Below are 15,955 nucleotides of genomic sequence, written 5' to 3'. Positions count from 1 at the left end.
TTTCAGGTATCCTGCGTCTTAATTATTTATACGTTTTTAGGTTTGTTATGCGTTCTTATATTCGCAGTTATGGTGTATTTGCCCTTGCTGCTTTAGCTTGTTTTACACCTTGGGTAAGTTCTCCTATTGCATTAACTCTTGGCTTTTTATTAACAAGCTTTGGTTTTGTTCCCCACACGATTCCTGTTACCAAAATCACTAAAAAGCTCTTAGCTTATTCAATTGTCGGTTTAGGCTTTGGGATCAATATTGACCAAGCGATTCATGCAACAGAGCAAGGTTTTGGCATTATTGTCACAAGTATTTTCTGTACGTTATTTATCGGTACACTACTTGCGAAAAAGATGAAGCTAGAGAGAGAAACAGGTCATTTAATTGCAGCGGGAACCGCTATTTGTGGAGGCAGTGCGATTGCAGCGGTAGCACCAGCAATCAATGCGAAAGACCAACCGGTTGGCATGGCATTAGCAGTAGTGTTTGTTCTTAACTCTGTGGCGTTATTTTTATTCCCAGTAGTCGGTCATGCATTAGATATGAGCCAAGTACAATTTGGTACTTGGGCCGCAATTGCGATTCACGACACATCATCTGTAGTTGGTGCTGCGCAAGCTTATGGCGAACAATCATTACAAATCGCCACCACCTTAAAACTGGCTCGTGCATTATGGATTGTGCCTGTGGCTTTCCTTAGCGCAATGATGTTTAAAAGCGAAAGTAAAAAAATCACCATTCCTTTCTTTATCATCTTTTACTGTGCAGCCATTATTTTCTGTGACCAAGTACCACAGTTCTCAGAGGCTTATCACGCCATCTATAGCGTAGCCAAGCAGACACTAGTACTGTGCTTATTCTTAATTGGTTGCGGTATTTCAGTTGGGAAACTTAAAGAAACTGGTCCTAAACCGATGATCTTTGGTGTGACATTGTGGGCGGTTATCTCGATAAGCTCACTAACTTATATTATGACTCATATCCAATAGGCCGGAATACATTCTTGGTTATACATGAGGCTCAATTTGGGCCTCTTTTCTTTTTACCGCTTGCTTACTTTTTAGAACCCAAGCGATCACCACAGCAAAAGCGCCTAGCTCAGCCAAAGCCGACACCAAACCACTGGAAATAATCGACACACCAACTAAAGCAACCACTGCTGCAACGACAAGTAACTTCATCATATTCATCCTTAAATACGTTAACGATGAAATAAGTATGCCGAATTTTCGCTCAATCAATAAATTCTGTTTAGTGCTATTAAATAACTATTCTCACTATAGCAACTGTCACTATCGCCACGATCACTACCCCAGACACTTATGACGCGATAACTTGTTGATAGTACTTTTTCAGATCTGCGCGGGAAATCTTAATTCCAGAATTCATTAAATGTGCTGGCAGTAAATAATACGCATCAGGGCATTTAAACTTATCTAAATGAGATAACAAGTACGCTTGATAAACCTTAGGATCTTGCAGTGTTTCCGTATCAATAAACGCCACGGGTCTGTGGCCATATTGCTTATCTTCAACAGGAATAATCAAGGCTTGCTTTATATCTGGGTGACGAACGAGCACCGCTTCGATTTCTTCGCAGTGAATATTCTCACCACCAGAAATAAACTGGTTATCGGCACGGCCTAAAATAATGTATTCATGTGGCTTGCCTGCTTGTTGATAGCATCGCCCGAGATCTTTGGTATCAAACCAAGGCTGCTCATCAGTCACGAGTAGTGTAAGTTGCCCTTGGTATAAATAGCCTGCGGCCAAGGTTTCCCCTGCCACATAAATTCGCCCATCTTGCAGTTTAATTTTTCGGAAAGGTAATAACGCGCCAGCGGTTGGATTCGCATCCACTTGTTTAGCAATCACGGTAGAAGCGGTTTCCGTCATGCCATAACCTAGCCAGCATTCTATCCCCTGCTTGCTTGCTCTTTCGGTAAGCGATAGTGGAATATGAGAGCCACCAAGTAACACTCGTTTTAGTGGAATAGGTTGGCCGGAATCGAGCAAGCGTTGTAATTGAACCGGAACAAGTGAAGCATGAGTGACTTGCTGGATATCAGATTGTAAATTACCGCTACCAATAACTAGCTTGGCTCCTTTAGCAAGCCAACGCCAAATAATCGACAAGCCTGACACATGGTAGATAGGTAGGCTCAACAACCAAGAATCATGCGCTTCAAACAAAAACTCTTGGGTAAGACCTTGCGCGCTAGCGATATGATGCTTCACCGCATGCACCACCGCCTTTGGAGTACCTGTCGAGCCCGAAGTAAAAACGATGCTGGCAAATTGTTGCGAGTTAAAGTGATAAGGTTGAACAGTATTTCTTGAAGCGGTATCTATTGGAGAGTGAGCTAATGACGACAATTTACCTAAAGTAAACAATAGGCTAGGAAGGCTAAGTTCATTCTCATCAATTGAATCAATGGTTTTAGATAACCAGACAAATTTAGCTTGAATGATATTGAGCTTTTGTTTGATCGCCACCATCGGCTGAGGTGGCATTAAGGCACATAAAGCGCCAATCCTTAATGCAGCCAAGTACAAAAAGACTGCCTCTGGCTCATTTTTACTGATCACTGCAATGATATGACCATTACTCACCCCTTGAGCTTTTAACTGCAAACTCAACTGCGAGATTTCTTCATCTAGCTGCTGCCAAGTATAAGAATTCGTTGGGGTGACTAACGCCGTCTTTTCGGCATGCTCTACACACCATTGCTGTATCAAATCCACATTACTGCCTTTGGGTCTATGACTAATCGACAAATTGCTTAATCAAGGTCTGTTCAGTTAACGCTGAAACCGGCAGTTTGCTTTCTGGCCAAGTGATTTCTAATTGGGCTTGAAAAAGCTGTAAAGTGTCTAAGCCGGGTGTTTGTTGCGGCGTTTTCCAAGCCGATAATCTTGCCAACTGAGTTAAGCCAATCGTCGATTCAATACTCGAACTAATCACAGCTTGTAATCCATTCTGCTGGGCAAAATCAATCAAGGACACACAACGTTCTACAGAGCCAATTAAGGTAGGTTTAATCACTATCGCTTCAACATGATTGCCGAGCAAAGAAGATAGCTCGAAATCATTAAAATCCGCTTGTTGAATTGTTTCATCCCAAGCAATGTTGATATCAGTTTGCTGAGCAAAGTCACGGCTTAGTTCTGGGGTTTTACATGGCTCTTCGAGAAAAGTGATCCGCTCACGATATTCAGGAGACACATACTGAGCAAACTTAAGTGCTTTCTCTAGGGTCCAACTACGATTCGCATCAAGACGTAGTTGTAAATCAGGGATCGATTCTAAAAACAAATTGACTAACATACCGTCGCGAATTGGCTCATATAAACCAACTTTTACTTTAGCGACTTTTTGACGGCCATCTTTCGCCATGCTTTCAAACACTGGGATTAACTCGTCAGGATCGCCACTGCATAAAGGCGCTGCGCGATATTCTCCCTGCTGAGGAAGTAAACCATCAAGCTCGCATTGTGCCATCGATAGCGCGAAAGCAACGCTTGGGCTCATGGTATTCCAATCACACCATTCACCGCTGTGCTGCCAAGCTAGCAGAGCTTCAATCAGTTCAGACTCTACTTGCTGTAAACTTTCTTGGCTAAAACCCGGTAACGGCGCACATTCGCCATAGGCCATGTTGCCGCCTTGGGTAAGCTCAACAATGTAGCCTTCTCTTTGTAATAAGCGTTGATCACGAACGATCACGCCGCTGTCCATTGGTAAATTATAGCGATACAGTTTCGCAGTACGAGTTTGAGGTTTAACAATAGACATAGAGAATTACTTTAGTTGGTTAATAAAATCAGAGATTAATGCAGCAAATTCAGCTGGTTTTTCATGATGAACATTGTGACCCGCTTGTGGGACAGATTTAAATTGCAAGCCACTTTGCTCAGCCAATGTTTTAAATTTTTGGTCTTGCTCACCGCAAATATAAAGCAGCGGGATGGTGAGTTGCTTTAAGGTATCTAAAAGATAAGGCTGTTTTGATAGTGACGTAGCACGCAGCATGCAGCCTAATTGAGAGCCTAGATTATCACTACGCAGTTCAACTAACTCTTCTCGTTGGTCAGGGTTCAAAGAGGCAAACACGCCCTGGTGATACCAATCAAACAGCACATAATCAATCGCTTCTGTCGCAAAGCGTTTTGACCAATGCTTATCATTTTCCCAGCGTAGTACTTTTTCTTCTTCAGTCTGCAAACCAAAGTTACCGCCTTCAAGAATTGCACCTTGAATATTGAGTCCTTCAAAGCATTTTTCTGCTAAGCCGTACATGGCAATACGCGCGCCTAATGAATAGCCAACGAAAACCAGTGGCGTTGACGCATCCATATTTTCTTTTTTCAGCTTAGCAAGAACGGTTAATTGGACTTGGTGACAGGCTTGTTGGAAATCTTCCACTTCACAATATTTACTCAAACCATGGCATGGTAAATCGACACGAATCGCATGGGATACATTAAGGTGGGAGAAACAACCATCCCAATCTCGGCTAGATCCTAAAAAACCATGCAAAAAAACAGGAATCGCTTGCTGTTTTTCAATCCCACTTCCTTCTTGATTGTCGACAATATGACTATAAAGCATGAGATTTTCCCGCCTGTTCGGTAGTGTTAAGTAATTCGGTCATTTTAGATACGATGGATTTTATTTGCTGTGAAGCTTGTTCGGGCGGTGTTACCACTTCAACCAATAATGCTGAGCGGGTATCACCTTGTTCAAAATTGACTAGGTATTGCTGCACGCTCTCAAGTAAAGCCGACCATGAATCAGGCGCAGCATAATTAAGTTTAAACTGATGCGCTGCATGTTCAAATTGGTAGCCGTGCGGCATTTGGTATAAATATTGTTTCTGCTCAGTCGGTACTGGCAAGAGATCAAAAATCGCCCCACCATCATTATTAGTCACAAGCACGACATGAGGTTGTGACACCGCCGTCAATAATGCTAATGAATTCAAATCGTAAAGCAGTGATGTGTCGCCTAGCAGAGTGAATAGTGGGATATTTTTCGAACGCTGAACACCGGTCGCGGTCGCCACTAAACCATCGATACCAGATGCGCCTCGATTGGTATAAACCTGAGTAGATTCAATAGTCGATAGCATATCCGCTAAACGCACAATTAAACTGTTACCAATAAAGAGTTCGGCACTAGGTAGCTGTGAAGTCAATTGAGCTAAATTCAGCGCCAATTGGCATTCGGTTAACGGGTGACTTTGTTGAATATCCGCTGCGGCTTGCTCAACCAGCACTTTGGCCTGTTGTAGCTTATCTGCCCACCTCGACATTGGGTTAGTCGGTGCTGACAAAGCATTTTCAAGCATCGCCACACAATCACCTATCGCCGCTACGGTTCTTTGTTGTGGTAGTCGGTCTGGGTTAAACACGCTGATGTTTGGCTCAAATACCCAGTAATGGCATTGATGATCCGTGACTGCTTGTTTTATCAATTGCCCAATACGCTTTGACACAAAACGTGCGCCAAACTGCAAAATACAATCGGCTTGCAATAGTTGTTCAAAATAAGCCGGTTGTTGCAGCCATAAATCATAATGCGCCCATTGGCTGCTGACACCAGATTGAGGATCAGCAAAAACGGGCCAACCTAATGTGTTCGCCCACTGTGAAACTTTTTGCGCTTCATCCAACGGCATTTTACCAATCAAGATAATCCCTTTTAAGTGAGGAAACTGATTGATGATTTCTTGTTGAGTACCATTGGTCAATTCAGGGACGTTGTAACTTGGATACAATTTGGCCAATTCTAAATAATGACTCTGTGCGGCCATCGCTTGTACTAAATCTGGCTGGTATTGCTGTTTTTCTTGTTCGCTTTGAATATACAAAGGCTCTGGATATGGGCAGTTGATATGCAACGAGCCAGATACGGTATGTTGATAAGCTAAAGCATGATTAATATCGCTCAGCGCTTGAATCAATGCTTGTGGCGTAGGCTGGTTTAAGTCTCGCCTCGGACTAGTAAGTTCAACGCTTTTTCTCACATGCGAAGAAAAGATCCCTTTTTGCACAATTGCTTGGTTTGCACCGACACCGATTAAACTCTGCGGACGATCAGAAGTTAACAAAATAAGTTTTTCGCCGGTTAAACCAGACTCCGCTACGCTTGGCAATAAGTTCGCCACTGCTGTACCCGAGGTAACTATCACCGCGACAGGATCTTGAGTCGCTTTGGCAATCCCTAGAGCCAAGAAACCTAAACCACGCTCATCAAAATGGGTATGTACAGTGAGTTCTGAGCGTTGTGCAAGTTCTAATGCTTCAAGACTTAAAGGGGTTGAGCGAGAGCCCGGCGCGATGCATATATGTTTCACACCAGATTGAGCGAGTGTTTCTAAAATAGCCTGCGCCCAAATTCGATTTAATCCAGCTTGGCTCATACACTTTCACCACGTTCGTTTTCAATCGGATAGTCGGTAATAAGGTTTAATAATGTGGCGGTTTTACGGTTCAATTCTTGCCATTCAAACTCCGCTTCCGACCCGGGAACAATGCCCGCGCCCGCATAAAGTTTGACTGTGTTATCAACTAATGAAGCACTACGAATGGAAACACAAAACTCTGCTTGATGATGACCAAAATAGCCTAACGAACCGCTATACCAACCACGAGTAAAAGGCTCATTCATGCGAATAAAATTGAGTGATGCTTCACGCGGCAAACCAGCAATAGCTGCAGTCGGCTGTAGAGCAGATAAAAGTTGAATGCCTTTGGTTTCCGATGATAGCGATCCACTAATATGACGCTTTAAATGCTGAACTCTGCGCAGTTGAATTAATTGCACTTCAGGATGCACCGCAATATTTTCGGTATACGGACCTAAACGTTCAATAATGTCATTAACGACTATTTGGTTTTCTCGCTGATTTTTATCATCGTTCATCAACCAATCAGACAACTTTTTATCTTCAACAGGATCATCACTACGACCAATCGTGCCCGCTAATGCTTCGGTCTCTACCTGATCTCCCGAACGGCGATACAAACGTTCTGGCGTCGAACCCACAAAACTGCGATTGGGTTCTAAGGAGACTAAAAAGTGAAAACTATTATGATTCTGCTCACGGCTCGACTTTAGTAATTGAGCGGCGCTAATTGGTTTAGGTAATTCAACCAAGGTTTTTCTGGCTAACACCACTTTTTCGAATTCTCGGTCTTCAATCGCAGTTAGTGCCTTACTTAAAATATGTTTCCACTCATCAAATTGCGGGGAAAAGTAAACTTGGCTTGATTGAGGTACAAGCGCTTCTATTGGTTGGTAGTGCGCTTTTAGTTGCAGCAAAGCATCAATCGTCAATTCAACTTCTGGACCAATGTTAGCATTGAGTGTCCATTGTTCATCTTGACGAATGAATTCGATTCTAGGTAAGAAAAAATAGCTGGTAAGCTCAGGCGTGTTGGAATGCTCACTATCGAAAGCTTTACCACCCCACACTCTTTGCTGCTCAGCAAGAATGGAGTAAGCATCTAGTGGGTTGGTAAAGCTATTCACTTGTTCTAAAGCAATGACTTCTTCACGCTCATCACGAGACTGCCAATAAAAGCGAGGATACAGAGATTGCCCTTCTAGCCAGTCGATAGCACTAAAATTTTCGGGGAGATTGACTACTTCAGAGATACGGTTTTCACTCGAAACTTGCCCACGTCTAATTCGTTCAATTATTAGCTCAATCACTTGGGGTAATTCAGACAAGTCGACCTCTCATTTTGATTTCTACAGCCTTAACGCTTAAGTATAGCTTTATGACTGATTATTATCTTATATTTTGCCGCATACTCTATGGCTTCAAGTGATGCAAATCAAGCAGTAAGCGACTTTCTCTCTAGGTTTATCGTTAAATAATCGGCGACATGTCACCACTGAAGAGAACTCGGTATATATACCCAAGTGACTTCAAGATGCAGAATTCAGAGCTATCATCCAAATCTTTAGGCAAGGAAGGTTGGCGAAGGAATGTAGAAACCTTTCAAACCGATCTGACGCTGGATAAAGATTTGAATGAAGCTCCCGAAGGGCAAGTTAAAACAAGCTTTATGCTGCGTTAAATTGAACAGAAATAGAATGACTATGAGCATATTCAATTTGTCTTGCCTAAAGCTTGTTTTATTCTTGCTGAAACTCGCATCTTGAAGTTACTTGGGTATATCATCGTGATAATTGTGAAAATTGGTCATTCTTAGAAAGGAAACAGATACTTTTTATTCAATAACCATCAAACTCGCACAAATATACTGTTTACAGTCGTTCTGGATATGGTTTGCCCTGAAAAAATAGTGTAACTTGATGGGTCACTAACATATTAAGAAACGGGTATAAGGCTATGAACAACATCGAGATGTCATCAAAACTCGATAATGTCTGTTACGACATTCGAGGGCCAATCCTAAAACATGCCAAGCGCATGGAAGAGGAAGGGCAAAAGATTTTAAAACTGAATATTGGTAACCCTGCCCCATTTGGTTTTGACGCCCCTGATGAGATTCTTGTTGATGTAATTCGTAACCTACCGACGTCACAAGGCTATTGTGATTCGAAAGGGATTTATTCTGCCCGTAAAGCGGTCGTGCAGCACTATCAAAAACTAGGCTTACGTGAGCTAGAAGTTGAAGATGTTTATATCGGGAACGGTGCATCTGAGCTTATCGTGATGTCGATGCAGGCTTTGCTTAATAATGGCGATGAAATTTTAATCCCCGCTCCTGACTACCCACTTTGGACTGCGGCCGCATCACTTGCCGGCGGTAACCCTGTTCACTATATTTGCGATGAATCATCAGATTGGTACCCTGACCTTGATGACATCAAAAGCAAAATCACCCCGCAAACCCGTGGTATTGTGTTGATTAACCCGAATAACCCAACCGGTGCGGTGTATAGCCGAGATTTCTTGTTGGAAGTGGTTGAAATTGCCCGTCAACATAATCTGATCATTTTTGCGGATGAGATTTACGACAAAGTGCTCTACGATGGTGCAATCCATACTTCGATTGCCACGCTTGCCGATGACGTATTAATGGCTACCTTTAATGGCCTATCTAAAGCTTACCGTGTATGTGGTTTCCGTGGCGGTTGGATGTTCTTAACCGGTCCGAAGCATCTTGCCAAAGGTTATATCGATGGCTTAGATATGCTGGCTTCTATGCGTTTGTGTGCCAACGTACCAATGCAACATGCTATCCAAACCGCACTTGGTGGCTACCAAAGTATCAATGAGCTTATTTTGCCAGGTGGCCGTTTATTAGAGCAACGTAACCGCGCTTATGAACTACTCACGCAAATTCCTGGGATCACTTGCGTGAAGCCTAAAGGCGCCATGTACCTTTTCCCGAAAATTGATGTGAAGAAATTCAACATTAAAGATGACGCGAAGTTCGTACTCGACTTTTTAGTCCAAGAAAAAGTGTTGTTAGTACAAGGCACAGGATTTAACTGGAAACAACCGGATCACTTCCGAATTGTTACTTTGCCTCATGTAGAAGATCTTGAAATGGCTATAGGCAGACTTGAACGCTTCTTAACAACCTATTCTCAATAATTAACACGCAGGCTTCTCATTATGGGAAGCCTGTTTTGCATTCAAACTTAATTAACCCATTATTCCCGGAGGTATCTCATGACCACACCTCAACCTAGTCATTTTTTCGCTCACCTTGCCCGCATGAAACTGATCCAACGTTGGCCTCTAATGCGTTCTATTTCAGCAGAAAATATTTCAGAGCACAGTCTTCAAGTGGCATTTGTTGGCCATGCCTTAGCAATCATTAAAAATAAGAAGTTTGGCGGTAACGTAAACCCTGAGCGAATTGCATTACTCGGTATGTATCACGATACCAGTGAAGTGCTCACTGGCGATCTGCCAACTCCGGTCAAATACTACAACCCAGCGATTGCGAACGAATACAAAAAAATTGAGCTCGCTGCAGAGAAAAAGCTGGTCTCTATGTTACCGGAAGAATTTCAACAAGATTTTGCGCCATTCCTGATGAGCGAAGAAATTGATGCAAGCGATAAAGCGATGGTAAAACAAGCCGATAGCTTATGTGCTTATTTAAAATGCTTGGAAGAGCTGTCGGCAGGTAATCATGAATATGAACTGGCAAAAAGTCGCTTAGAAACCACATTAAAAGAACGGGAGACGCCAGAAATGCGTTACTTCTTGGATGTGTTTGCTCCGAGCTTTCAGCTTACTCTCGATGAAATCAGTTAAGAAGGTTTAGCATCATGGATGATAATTCAAAAAAGACGACCAATCATATTGCTCCGATCACTCAGCAAGAATGGCAAGCTCGTAACAATAATGAACAGAAGTTAAGACGTAATGATCACCGTGATGTCTACCAACGAGATCGTGCTCGAGTACTACACTCAGCGGCATTTCGTCGCCTGCAAGCAAAAACTCAAGTTCATGGAACTGGCTTAAATGATTTTTACCGCACTCGCTTAACTCACTCACTTGAAGTGTCACAAATTGGCAGTGGTATTCTCGAGCAAATTAAACAAAAGCAACCTGAATATAATGACTTACTGCCTCCGGCAAGCCTAATTGAAACCTTATGTTTGGCGCATGATATTGGCCATCCACCTTTTGGTCATGGTGGCGAAGTGGCACTCAATTATATGTTACGTAATCACGGTGGCTTTGAAGGCAATGCGCAAACCTTCCGTATCATGACTCAATTAGAGCCCTACACTGAGCATCACGGTATGAATTTAGCTAGGCGAACGCTACTCGGATTGTTGAAGTACCCAGCACTGATAAGCCAAGTACAAAGCAATCATCGACCAAAAGATGTGGCAACTCCAAGGCAACTTAAAGCGCAAGACTGGTTACCTGCAAAAGGCATCTACGACATTGATAGTCCATTTTTAGATTGGGTGCTGGCCCCATTATCTGAGCATGACAAAGTGTTATTAAGCACCAAACGTAGTCAACCTGAACCTAGTCCCTATAGCCATTATAAGACGCGCTTCAAATCATTAGACTGCTCTATTATGGAATTAGCCGACGACATTGCGTATGGCGTTCATGACCTAGAAGATGCGATTGTCCTAAACATGATTAACCGTAAGCAATGGCAAGAAGGTGCGGCGAGCAAACTGGCAGAGTGCGGTGATGAATGGTTTGAGAAAAACATCAACACCCTCAGTGATAAACTGTTCTCAGGCAAACATCATGAGCGTAAAGATGCGATTGGTGGCATTGTTAATGCACTGCTGACCAGTATTGCTCTAAAACCAGTTTACTCAGAAACGGCTTTTGATGAGCCATTATTGAATATTAATGCCTATTTAGACGCGCCGATGGCTTATGCATTAGAAGTGTTTAAAAGCTTTGTAAATCAATATGTGATTCATGTGCCGGAAGTTCAGCAATTTGAATATAAAGGGCAACAAATCATCATGGATATATTTGAAGCGCTCAATGCCGATCCTATGCGCTTATTGCCAGAAGCAACCAAGCAAAAATGGCAAGAAGCGGAACAAGATCACCAAGGTGGAACCCGAATTTTAGCCGACTATATTTCAGCAATGACCGATGGCTATGCGCAAAAAGTTCATCAGCAGTTATTCTCGGCTCATGTGTCGTTTTAAAATTCTTCTTATTGAACTTAGGATTATGGTTTAAGGGTTGTAATTACGCTCAAAGACCCCTTCTGGCATTTGGGAAATCTGAAAGTCGACCATATTGGTAAATGCGGTAAGTAATGGTGAGAAATCAACTTGCGGCTTGATAGCAGATAATGCATGAAAGCCAGCCTCAACGGTAGAAAGGTGCTGCTCTGTGGGTGCCTTTCTAATGCGGTAATTACCTTGCAAGTGACTCGGTAGCGCCACACACGGCAGTGAATGTAAGTTGCTCGAAAGCTGCCACATTTTATAGGCTTTCTTCCAGGTACCATCGAGTAAAACCAAACATAAGCGCTTATTCTCAGCAACGAGTTCATCACATCTAAGAGCGACGCTGTCCAGTGATTGACTATTCTCGCTTGGATATAGAATTAGCGACTCAGTTTGCTCATCTTGTAGTAAGGCGTTTAACTCTGAATGTTGCGAAAAGTCTTCACCAATGCAGATGTCACACTGACTCAAACTTAATTGCAGTATTTTTGCCGTGCCCATTGGCCTTTTAGATTCGCTGGGATGTTGCAAGATCACCACTCGTACCGAGCAATCTATTGGTTTAATCCAATCACAAATACAGGCATTATTAGCCTTTCCACACTGTAAACAATATCGAGACATGGGAATGAGAGCGATCCTTTTACTTTTCAGCATTAGCGTACTAATGGGTCTATCCCAACTACCGAGTTTACAAGGGTGGATGCAATGGGATCATAACGCCATTATGACGGGGCAATGGTGGCGGATCGTAACAGGAAACTTAACCCATACCAATCTCTATCACCTCTCGATGAACCTGTTGGGTTTATGGATTATCAGCTTTATTTTTCGTGCTCACATCGAAGCGCGACAATTTTTACTGGTATTTATCGGCTTGTGTCTTAGTGTAGGTAGTCTACTTCTGTTTACCTCAATGCAAATATACGTTGGTTTATCTGGTGTGCTGCACGGCTTATTTGCATTTTATGCACTTGTCGAATATCGATTGGGCCGAAAAAGCAACGCGCTACTATTAATCGGTTTAACTGCAAAAATCCTCTGGGAACAATGGTTCGGCTCAGCGACGGGCAGTGAAACATTAATTGGCGCTAAAGTTGCCATTGATGCACACCTATTTGGCGCAATATCCGGCGCTGTGCTTGCCGTTAGCATCAAACCTAAGCAAGTAGGGGCTAATAAATAAAAAAGCCTCACACCGCAGTGCAAGGCTCTTAATTCAACATTCAAAGATTGAACACTTCAAACGATAGCAATCTAATCAGGCGACAGCTCAGCTTTACTTCAGCGGTAAGAAGACTAAAGCAAAATTCGCTGTTTGTTCTTTTCTACGGTAGTCTCGCCGATCCCTTTTACTTGTGTTAACTCATCAAGCGACTTGAAACTACCATTGGCTTCACGATATTCCACAATATCTTGTGCCTTTTTCTCACCAATGCCATTTAGCATAGTGGCAATTTCTTCGGCACTAGCGGTATTGATATTGACGGTGATCTCAATGCCATCATGCGATGCTTCGGTATTGGCAAAAGCCACATTGGACACACTACCAATCGACAGCAACATGACTAAACATAAACGTAATAACATCATTTGTTCTCTCCTTTTTGAGCACTAAAAGGAAAAGACTAAATGAAACTACTATGTCGATTTGTCTTAAAAATGGACATGAGAGTCATCACCAAATTGCAGACTACTCATAAACATATTAATTACATATTTCAGTGAGCTATAGACGTCAATGAGCGAATTATTTAGGGCGCCCTAAAAGTACAAAGGCCACCCTAAGGCAGCCTTTGTAAGTATTACTCAATACCAATCAATATCGATTATTGCTCTTCAAGAGCGTGGTATTCCACTGATGTTGATTGACGTAGTGAATTTAAGATCACTTCTAAATCTTGTTGGTTATTCATACGTAGTAACTGAGAACCAATTTGTTGCTCAAACTGAGCATCGCTGCCGGTTGTTACTTTATTTAGCTTAACAATCACGATATTACCTTGCTCATCTTTAGTTTGGCCGTATGTCGCTGAGCCATCTTCAGGATGTGGCAAAGCAAATACGTTTTGTGCCAATGGTGAACGACGGTCAATATTCTGCTCATCAGCAAAACTTAGTTGATTGTCGGCTAACACGCTGTCATCGCCTTTCTGTAGTGATGTCACCACTTTAGAAGCTAAATCAAGGGCATTCTGCTCGCCTTTGGTTGCAAGCAAGTGCGCGTTCACTTGGTCTTTTACTTCTTCAAGAGGCAATAATGTTTCATCACGTACTTCATTAACACGCACGACAATGACATGCTCAGGAGCAATCTCTAACACTTCAGAGTTCATGCCTTCTTGCTTAACATCAGCACTTTCTAATGCTTGAGCAACGGCAGGTACTTTTAAGATTTCAGGCGCATCGGCTTGAGAAATAAAATCTGTCGTCTGGATCTTCTGACCAACAACCTTCGCTGACTCATCTAATGAATCAGGAGATTCAAAAGCAACCGATTCTAGCTCAGTTTGAAGCTTGTAAAATTGGTCCACTGCTTTTTCATCAAGCAACTCTGATTTTATTTCAGTAGCAACTTCTGAATACGGCTTAGCATCTGGTGCATTTTCATCTTCTAGTTGAATGATGTGGTAACCAAAATCTGATTTCACAACGTCTGAAATATCACCTTTCGATGCTAAGGCAAACGCGGCTTCTTCAAATGCAGGATCCATCACCCCCTTTTCAATCCAACCTAAATCGCCACCTTGTCTAGCACTACCCACATCTTCAGAGTTTTCTTTTGCAACGGTTGCAAAATCTTCACCCGCTTTCAATTTCGCTAAGATTTCGTCTGCTTTTGCTTGATCATCTTTAATTAAGATATGGCGTACTTTACGCTGCTCTTTAGTTGAATATTTATCTAGGTGCTCTTGATAGTAAGCTTGAGCATCTTCATCCGTCACTTGGATTGATTTTTTTAACTGCTCTGCAGAAAGCTCAACATAAGCCACTTTCATCTGCGCTGGACGCTCGAAGTTCTCTGAATGCGTTTTATAGTACGATTGCAGCTCTTCATCGGTCACTTGTGCTTTATTCGCAAACTCACCTACATTGAGGGTAATAGTTTGAATATCACGCGTTTGAGTAAGTAATTGTGATTGCTGCTCAACTTCATTGTCCAGTGTAAATTCACTGTTTTGAACCGCTGAAATCACTTGGTTTTTCAATAGGTCTTTACGTAAATATTCCGCAAAGCTATCGGCACTAAAACCAGCGCGACGTAATGTAGCCGCATAGATATCTTGATCAAACTTACCATTAGTTTGAAACTCCGGCATAGTCAAAATCAGTTGGCTAACTTGGTCATCGCTGACACGTAAGCCTAAAGACTGTGCATATTGCTCAAGCAGTACATCGTTGATCATGCGATCAAGCACGCTTTTACGGAAAGTTTGTACGTATTGCTGATCACCCATCAAAGTAGAGAAATAATCTCCCATTTGTGATTGCATGCGGTTACGTTCATTTTGATACGCTTGCTCAAAGGCACCACGGTCGATAGTAGTGTTGCCAACTTTTGCAGCAGTAGTGCTACCACCGCCTACTAAGTAGCTGCCCACACCAGCAAATACAAAAGAAAGGATAATTAAAACAAGTATAATTTTAACTGCTATACCATTTACGCCTTCGCGTAGTCGATCCATCATAGTCTGACTGCTCTCTAAATACTGTCGGTTACCAATTACAGCGTCTTACGACTCTATGCTTGATAGAATAAAAATATGTGTCGATGATATCAGAAAAAGAAAAGCGCACCAGTAAGATGCGCTTTTTGATAAACAAAGATTGAGGTTCGACGTAAAAACCTCAAGAATTTTCGCCAAAAAGGGAAAACACTTATTGGGACAAATTAGTTACACGCGTCTTTTAGTGCTTTGCCTGCTTTGAATGCTGGTACTTTAGCTTCAGCAATTTGGATCACATCACCAGTTTTAGGGTTACGGCCTGTGCGAGCTGCACGAGTACGAACGCTAAAAGTACCGAAGCCAACTAGGGCAACTTGGTCTTCTGATTTCAGTGTTTCAGTTACAGTTTCGATAAATGCATCTAGTGCACGGCCTGCAGCTGCTTTAGAGATATCTGCGTCGCCTGCAATTTTTTCTACTAGTTGAGTTTTATTCACTTGTTGTTCCCCTTTTAGCTACCAACATAAATATTAATAGCAATCGTTCCAATAAAAAATTGTCGTTGTCGTAAAGATAAAAAATTAGACTGGCCTTTATTTGATCAGCTTTTAAAAGGCTTACGCCCTAATAA

At 42.3% G+C, this 15,955-nt stretch carries 16 protein-coding genes; 6 read left to right on the top strand and 10 right to left on the bottom strand.

The window, feature by feature from the left end; genetic code table 11:
- Window positions 1-47 precede the first annotated feature (47 nt).
- Window positions 48-980 (top strand): putative sulfate exporter family transporter, encoded by a 933-nt coding sequence (locus L3V25_RS09905; protein ID WP_237295203.1) that lies wholly within the window; start codon window positions 48-50, stop codon window positions 978-980.
- An 18-nt stretch (window positions 981-998) separates the two neighbouring features.
- Here the strand turns inward: L3V25_RS09905 and L3V25_RS09900 are convergent, their stop codons facing one another.
- From L3V25_RS09900 to L3V25_RS09875, 6 genes are all read right to left on the bottom strand, one after another.
- Entirely contained in the window at window positions 999-1,175 is a 177-nt protein-coding gene (locus tag L3V25_RS09900) for a hypothetical protein (RefSeq protein WP_237295202.1), read from the bottom strand.
- Window positions 1,176-1,311: 136 nt separating this feature from the next.
- Window positions 1,312-2,736 carry an o-succinylbenzoate--CoA ligase gene (gene menE / locus L3V25_RS09895; protein ID WP_237295201.1) on the bottom strand — a complete coding sequence of 475 codons (1,425 nt, stop codon included), beginning with the start codon at window positions 2,734-2,736 and terminating at the stop codon, window positions 1,312-1,314.
- Window positions 2,737-2,758: 22 nt separating this feature from the next.
- Window positions 2,759-3,787, bottom strand: coding sequence for an o-succinylbenzoate synthase (menC, locus tag L3V25_RS09890; protein ID WP_237295200.1), 1,029 nt, complete (start codon window positions 3,785-3,787; stop codon window positions 2,759-2,761).
- A 6-nt stretch (window positions 3,788-3,793) separates the two neighbouring features.
- A complete protein-coding gene (gene menH, locus L3V25_RS09885) occupies window positions 3,794-4,603 on the bottom strand; it encodes a 2-succinyl-6-hydroxy-2,4-cyclohexadiene-1-carboxylate synthase (RefSeq protein WP_237295199.1) in 810 nt (269 codons plus the stop codon).
- Window positions 4,593-6,416 carry a 2-succinyl-5-enolpyruvyl-6-hydroxy-3-cyclohexene-1-carboxylic-acid synthase gene (gene menD, locus L3V25_RS09880; RefSeq protein ID WP_237295198.1) on the bottom strand — a complete coding sequence of 608 codons (1,824 nt, stop codon included), beginning with the start codon at window positions 6,414-6,416 and terminating at the stop codon, window positions 4,593-4,595. Before menD ends, menH begins: the two co-directional genes overlap by 11 nt.
- On the bottom strand, window positions 6,413-7,729 hold the full coding sequence (locus L3V25_RS09875) for an isochorismate synthase (RefSeq protein WP_237295197.1): 1,317 nt from the start codon (window positions 7,727-7,729) through the stop codon (window positions 6,413-6,415). The genes menD and L3V25_RS09875 overlap by 4 nt, the downstream gene beginning before the upstream one ends.
- A gap of 206 nt (window positions 7,730-7,935) precedes the next feature.
- On the opposite strand from L3V25_RS09875, the gene L3V25_RS09870 reads away from it, so the two are divergent.
- The 4 genes from L3V25_RS09870 to L3V25_RS09855 all read left to right on the top strand — a co-directional run bounded on the left by L3V25_RS09870 (window position 7,936) and on the right by L3V25_RS09855 (window position 11,629).
- Window positions 7,936-8,082, top strand: a complete 147-nt coding sequence (locus tag L3V25_RS09870; protein WP_237295196.1) for a hypothetical protein — start codon at window positions 7,936-7,938, stop codon at window positions 8,080-8,082.
- A 275-nt stretch (window positions 8,083-8,357) separates the two neighbouring features.
- On the top strand, window positions 8,358-9,572 hold the full coding sequence (locus tag L3V25_RS09865) for a pyridoxal phosphate-dependent aminotransferase (protein ID WP_027697071.1): 1,215 nt from the start codon (window positions 8,358-8,360) through the stop codon (window positions 9,570-9,572).
- A gap of 78 nt (window positions 9,573-9,650) precedes the next feature.
- Window positions 9,651-10,244, top strand: a complete 594-nt coding sequence (gene yfbR / locus L3V25_RS09860; RefSeq protein WP_237295195.1) for a 5'-deoxynucleotidase — start codon at window positions 9,651-9,653, stop codon at window positions 10,242-10,244.
- A 14-nt stretch (window positions 10,245-10,258) separates the two neighbouring features.
- Window positions 10,259-11,629: an anti-phage deoxyguanosine triphosphatase gene (locus L3V25_RS09855; RefSeq protein WP_237295194.1), complete on the top strand. Its 1,371-nt coding sequence runs from the start codon at window positions 10,259-10,261 to the stop codon at window positions 11,627-11,629.
- Window positions 11,630-11,659: 30 nt separating this feature from the next.
- On the opposite strand, the gene L3V25_RS09850 is transcribed toward L3V25_RS09855, so the two are convergent.
- The gene (locus L3V25_RS09850; RefSeq protein ID WP_237295193.1) at window positions 11,660-12,280 is read right to left on the bottom strand and encodes a DTW domain-containing protein; all 621 of its coding nucleotides are present in this window, start codon (window positions 12,278-12,280) and stop codon (window positions 11,660-11,662) included.
- Window positions 12,281-12,284: 4 nt separating this feature from the next.
- Here L3V25_RS09850 and rrtA point away from each other — a divergent pair, with 4 nt between their 5' ends.
- The gene (gene rrtA, locus L3V25_RS09845) at window positions 12,285-12,842 is read left to right on the top strand and encodes a rhombosortase (RefSeq protein WP_237295192.1); all 558 of its coding nucleotides are present in this window, start codon (window positions 12,285-12,287) and stop codon (window positions 12,840-12,842) included.
- A 113-nt stretch (window positions 12,843-12,955) separates the two neighbouring features.
- On the opposite strand, the gene L3V25_RS09840 is transcribed toward rrtA, so the two are convergent.
- From L3V25_RS09840 to L3V25_RS09830, 3 genes are all read right to left on the bottom strand, one after another.
- A complete protein-coding gene (locus tag L3V25_RS09840; RefSeq protein WP_237295405.1) occupies window positions 12,956-13,222 on the bottom strand; it encodes a ComEA family DNA-binding protein in 267 nt (88 codons plus the stop codon).
- A gap of 263 nt (window positions 13,223-13,485) precedes the next feature.
- Complete coding sequence (gene ppiD, locus L3V25_RS09835; protein ID WP_237295191.1) at window positions 13,486-15,345, bottom strand: peptidylprolyl isomerase; 1,860 nt, start codon at window positions 15,343-15,345, stop codon at window positions 13,486-13,488.
- 203 nt (window positions 15,346-15,548) lie between these two features.
- Entirely contained in the window at window positions 15,549-15,821 is a 273-nt protein-coding gene (locus L3V25_RS09830) for an HU family DNA-binding protein (RefSeq protein WP_027697065.1), read from the bottom strand.
- Window positions 15,822-15,955 lie beyond the last annotated feature (134 nt).

It is taken from the genome of Vibrio sp. CK2-1 (genome assembly GCF_021726515.1).
Lineage (GTDB): Bacteria > Pseudomonadota > Gammaproteobacteria > Enterobacterales > Vibrionaceae > Vibrio.
This window is presented reverse-complemented; position numbering and strand designations above follow the sequence as displayed.

Bases quoted from the DNA above. Each gene is read 5' to 3' on its own strand.
- L3V25_RS09905 (WP_237295203.1), top strand. From the start codon at position 48: ATGCGTTCTTATATTCGCAGTTATGGTGTATTTGCCCTTGCTGCTTTA.
- menC (WP_237295200.1), bottom strand. From the start codon at position 3,787: ATGTCTATTGTTAAACCTCAAACTCGTACTGCGAAACTGTATCGCTAT.
- L3V25_RS09900 (WP_237295202.1), bottom strand. From the start codon at position 1,175: ATGATGAAGTTACTTGTCGTTGCAGCAGTGGTTGCTTTAGTTGGTGTG.
- L3V25_RS09855 (WP_237295194.1), top strand. From the start codon at position 10,259: ATGGATGATAATTCAAAAAAGACGACCAATCATATTGCTCCGATCACT.
- rrtA (WP_237295192.1), top strand. From the start codon at position 12,285: ATGAGAGCGATCCTTTTACTTTTCAGCATTAGCGTACTAATGGGTCTA.
- L3V25_RS09865 (WP_027697071.1), top strand. From the start codon at position 8,358: ATGAACAACATCGAGATGTCATCAAAACTCGATAATGTCTGTTACGAC.
- menD (WP_237295198.1), bottom strand. From the start codon at position 6,416: ATGAGCCAAGCTGGATTAAATCGAATTTGGGCGCAGGCTATTTTAGAA.
- L3V25_RS09840 (WP_237295405.1), bottom strand. From the start codon at position 13,222: ATGTTGCTGTCGATTGGTAGTGTGTCCAATGTGGCTTTTGCCAATACC.
- menH (WP_237295199.1), bottom strand. From the start codon at position 4,603: ATGCTTTATAGTCATATTGTCGACAATCAAGAAGGAAGTGGGATTGAA.
- ppiD (WP_237295191.1), bottom strand. From the start codon at position 15,345: ATGATGGATCGACTACGCGAAGGCGTAAATGGTATAGCAGTTAAAATT.
- L3V25_RS09870 (WP_237295196.1), top strand. From the start codon at position 7,936: ATGCAGAATTCAGAGCTATCATCCAAATCTTTAGGCAAGGAAGGTTGG.
- yfbR (WP_237295195.1), top strand. From the start codon at position 9,651: ATGACCACACCTCAACCTAGTCATTTTTTCGCTCACCTTGCCCGCATG.
- L3V25_RS09850 (WP_237295193.1), bottom strand. From the start codon at position 12,280: ATGTCTCGATATTGTTTACAGTGTGGAAAGGCTAATAATGCCTGTATT.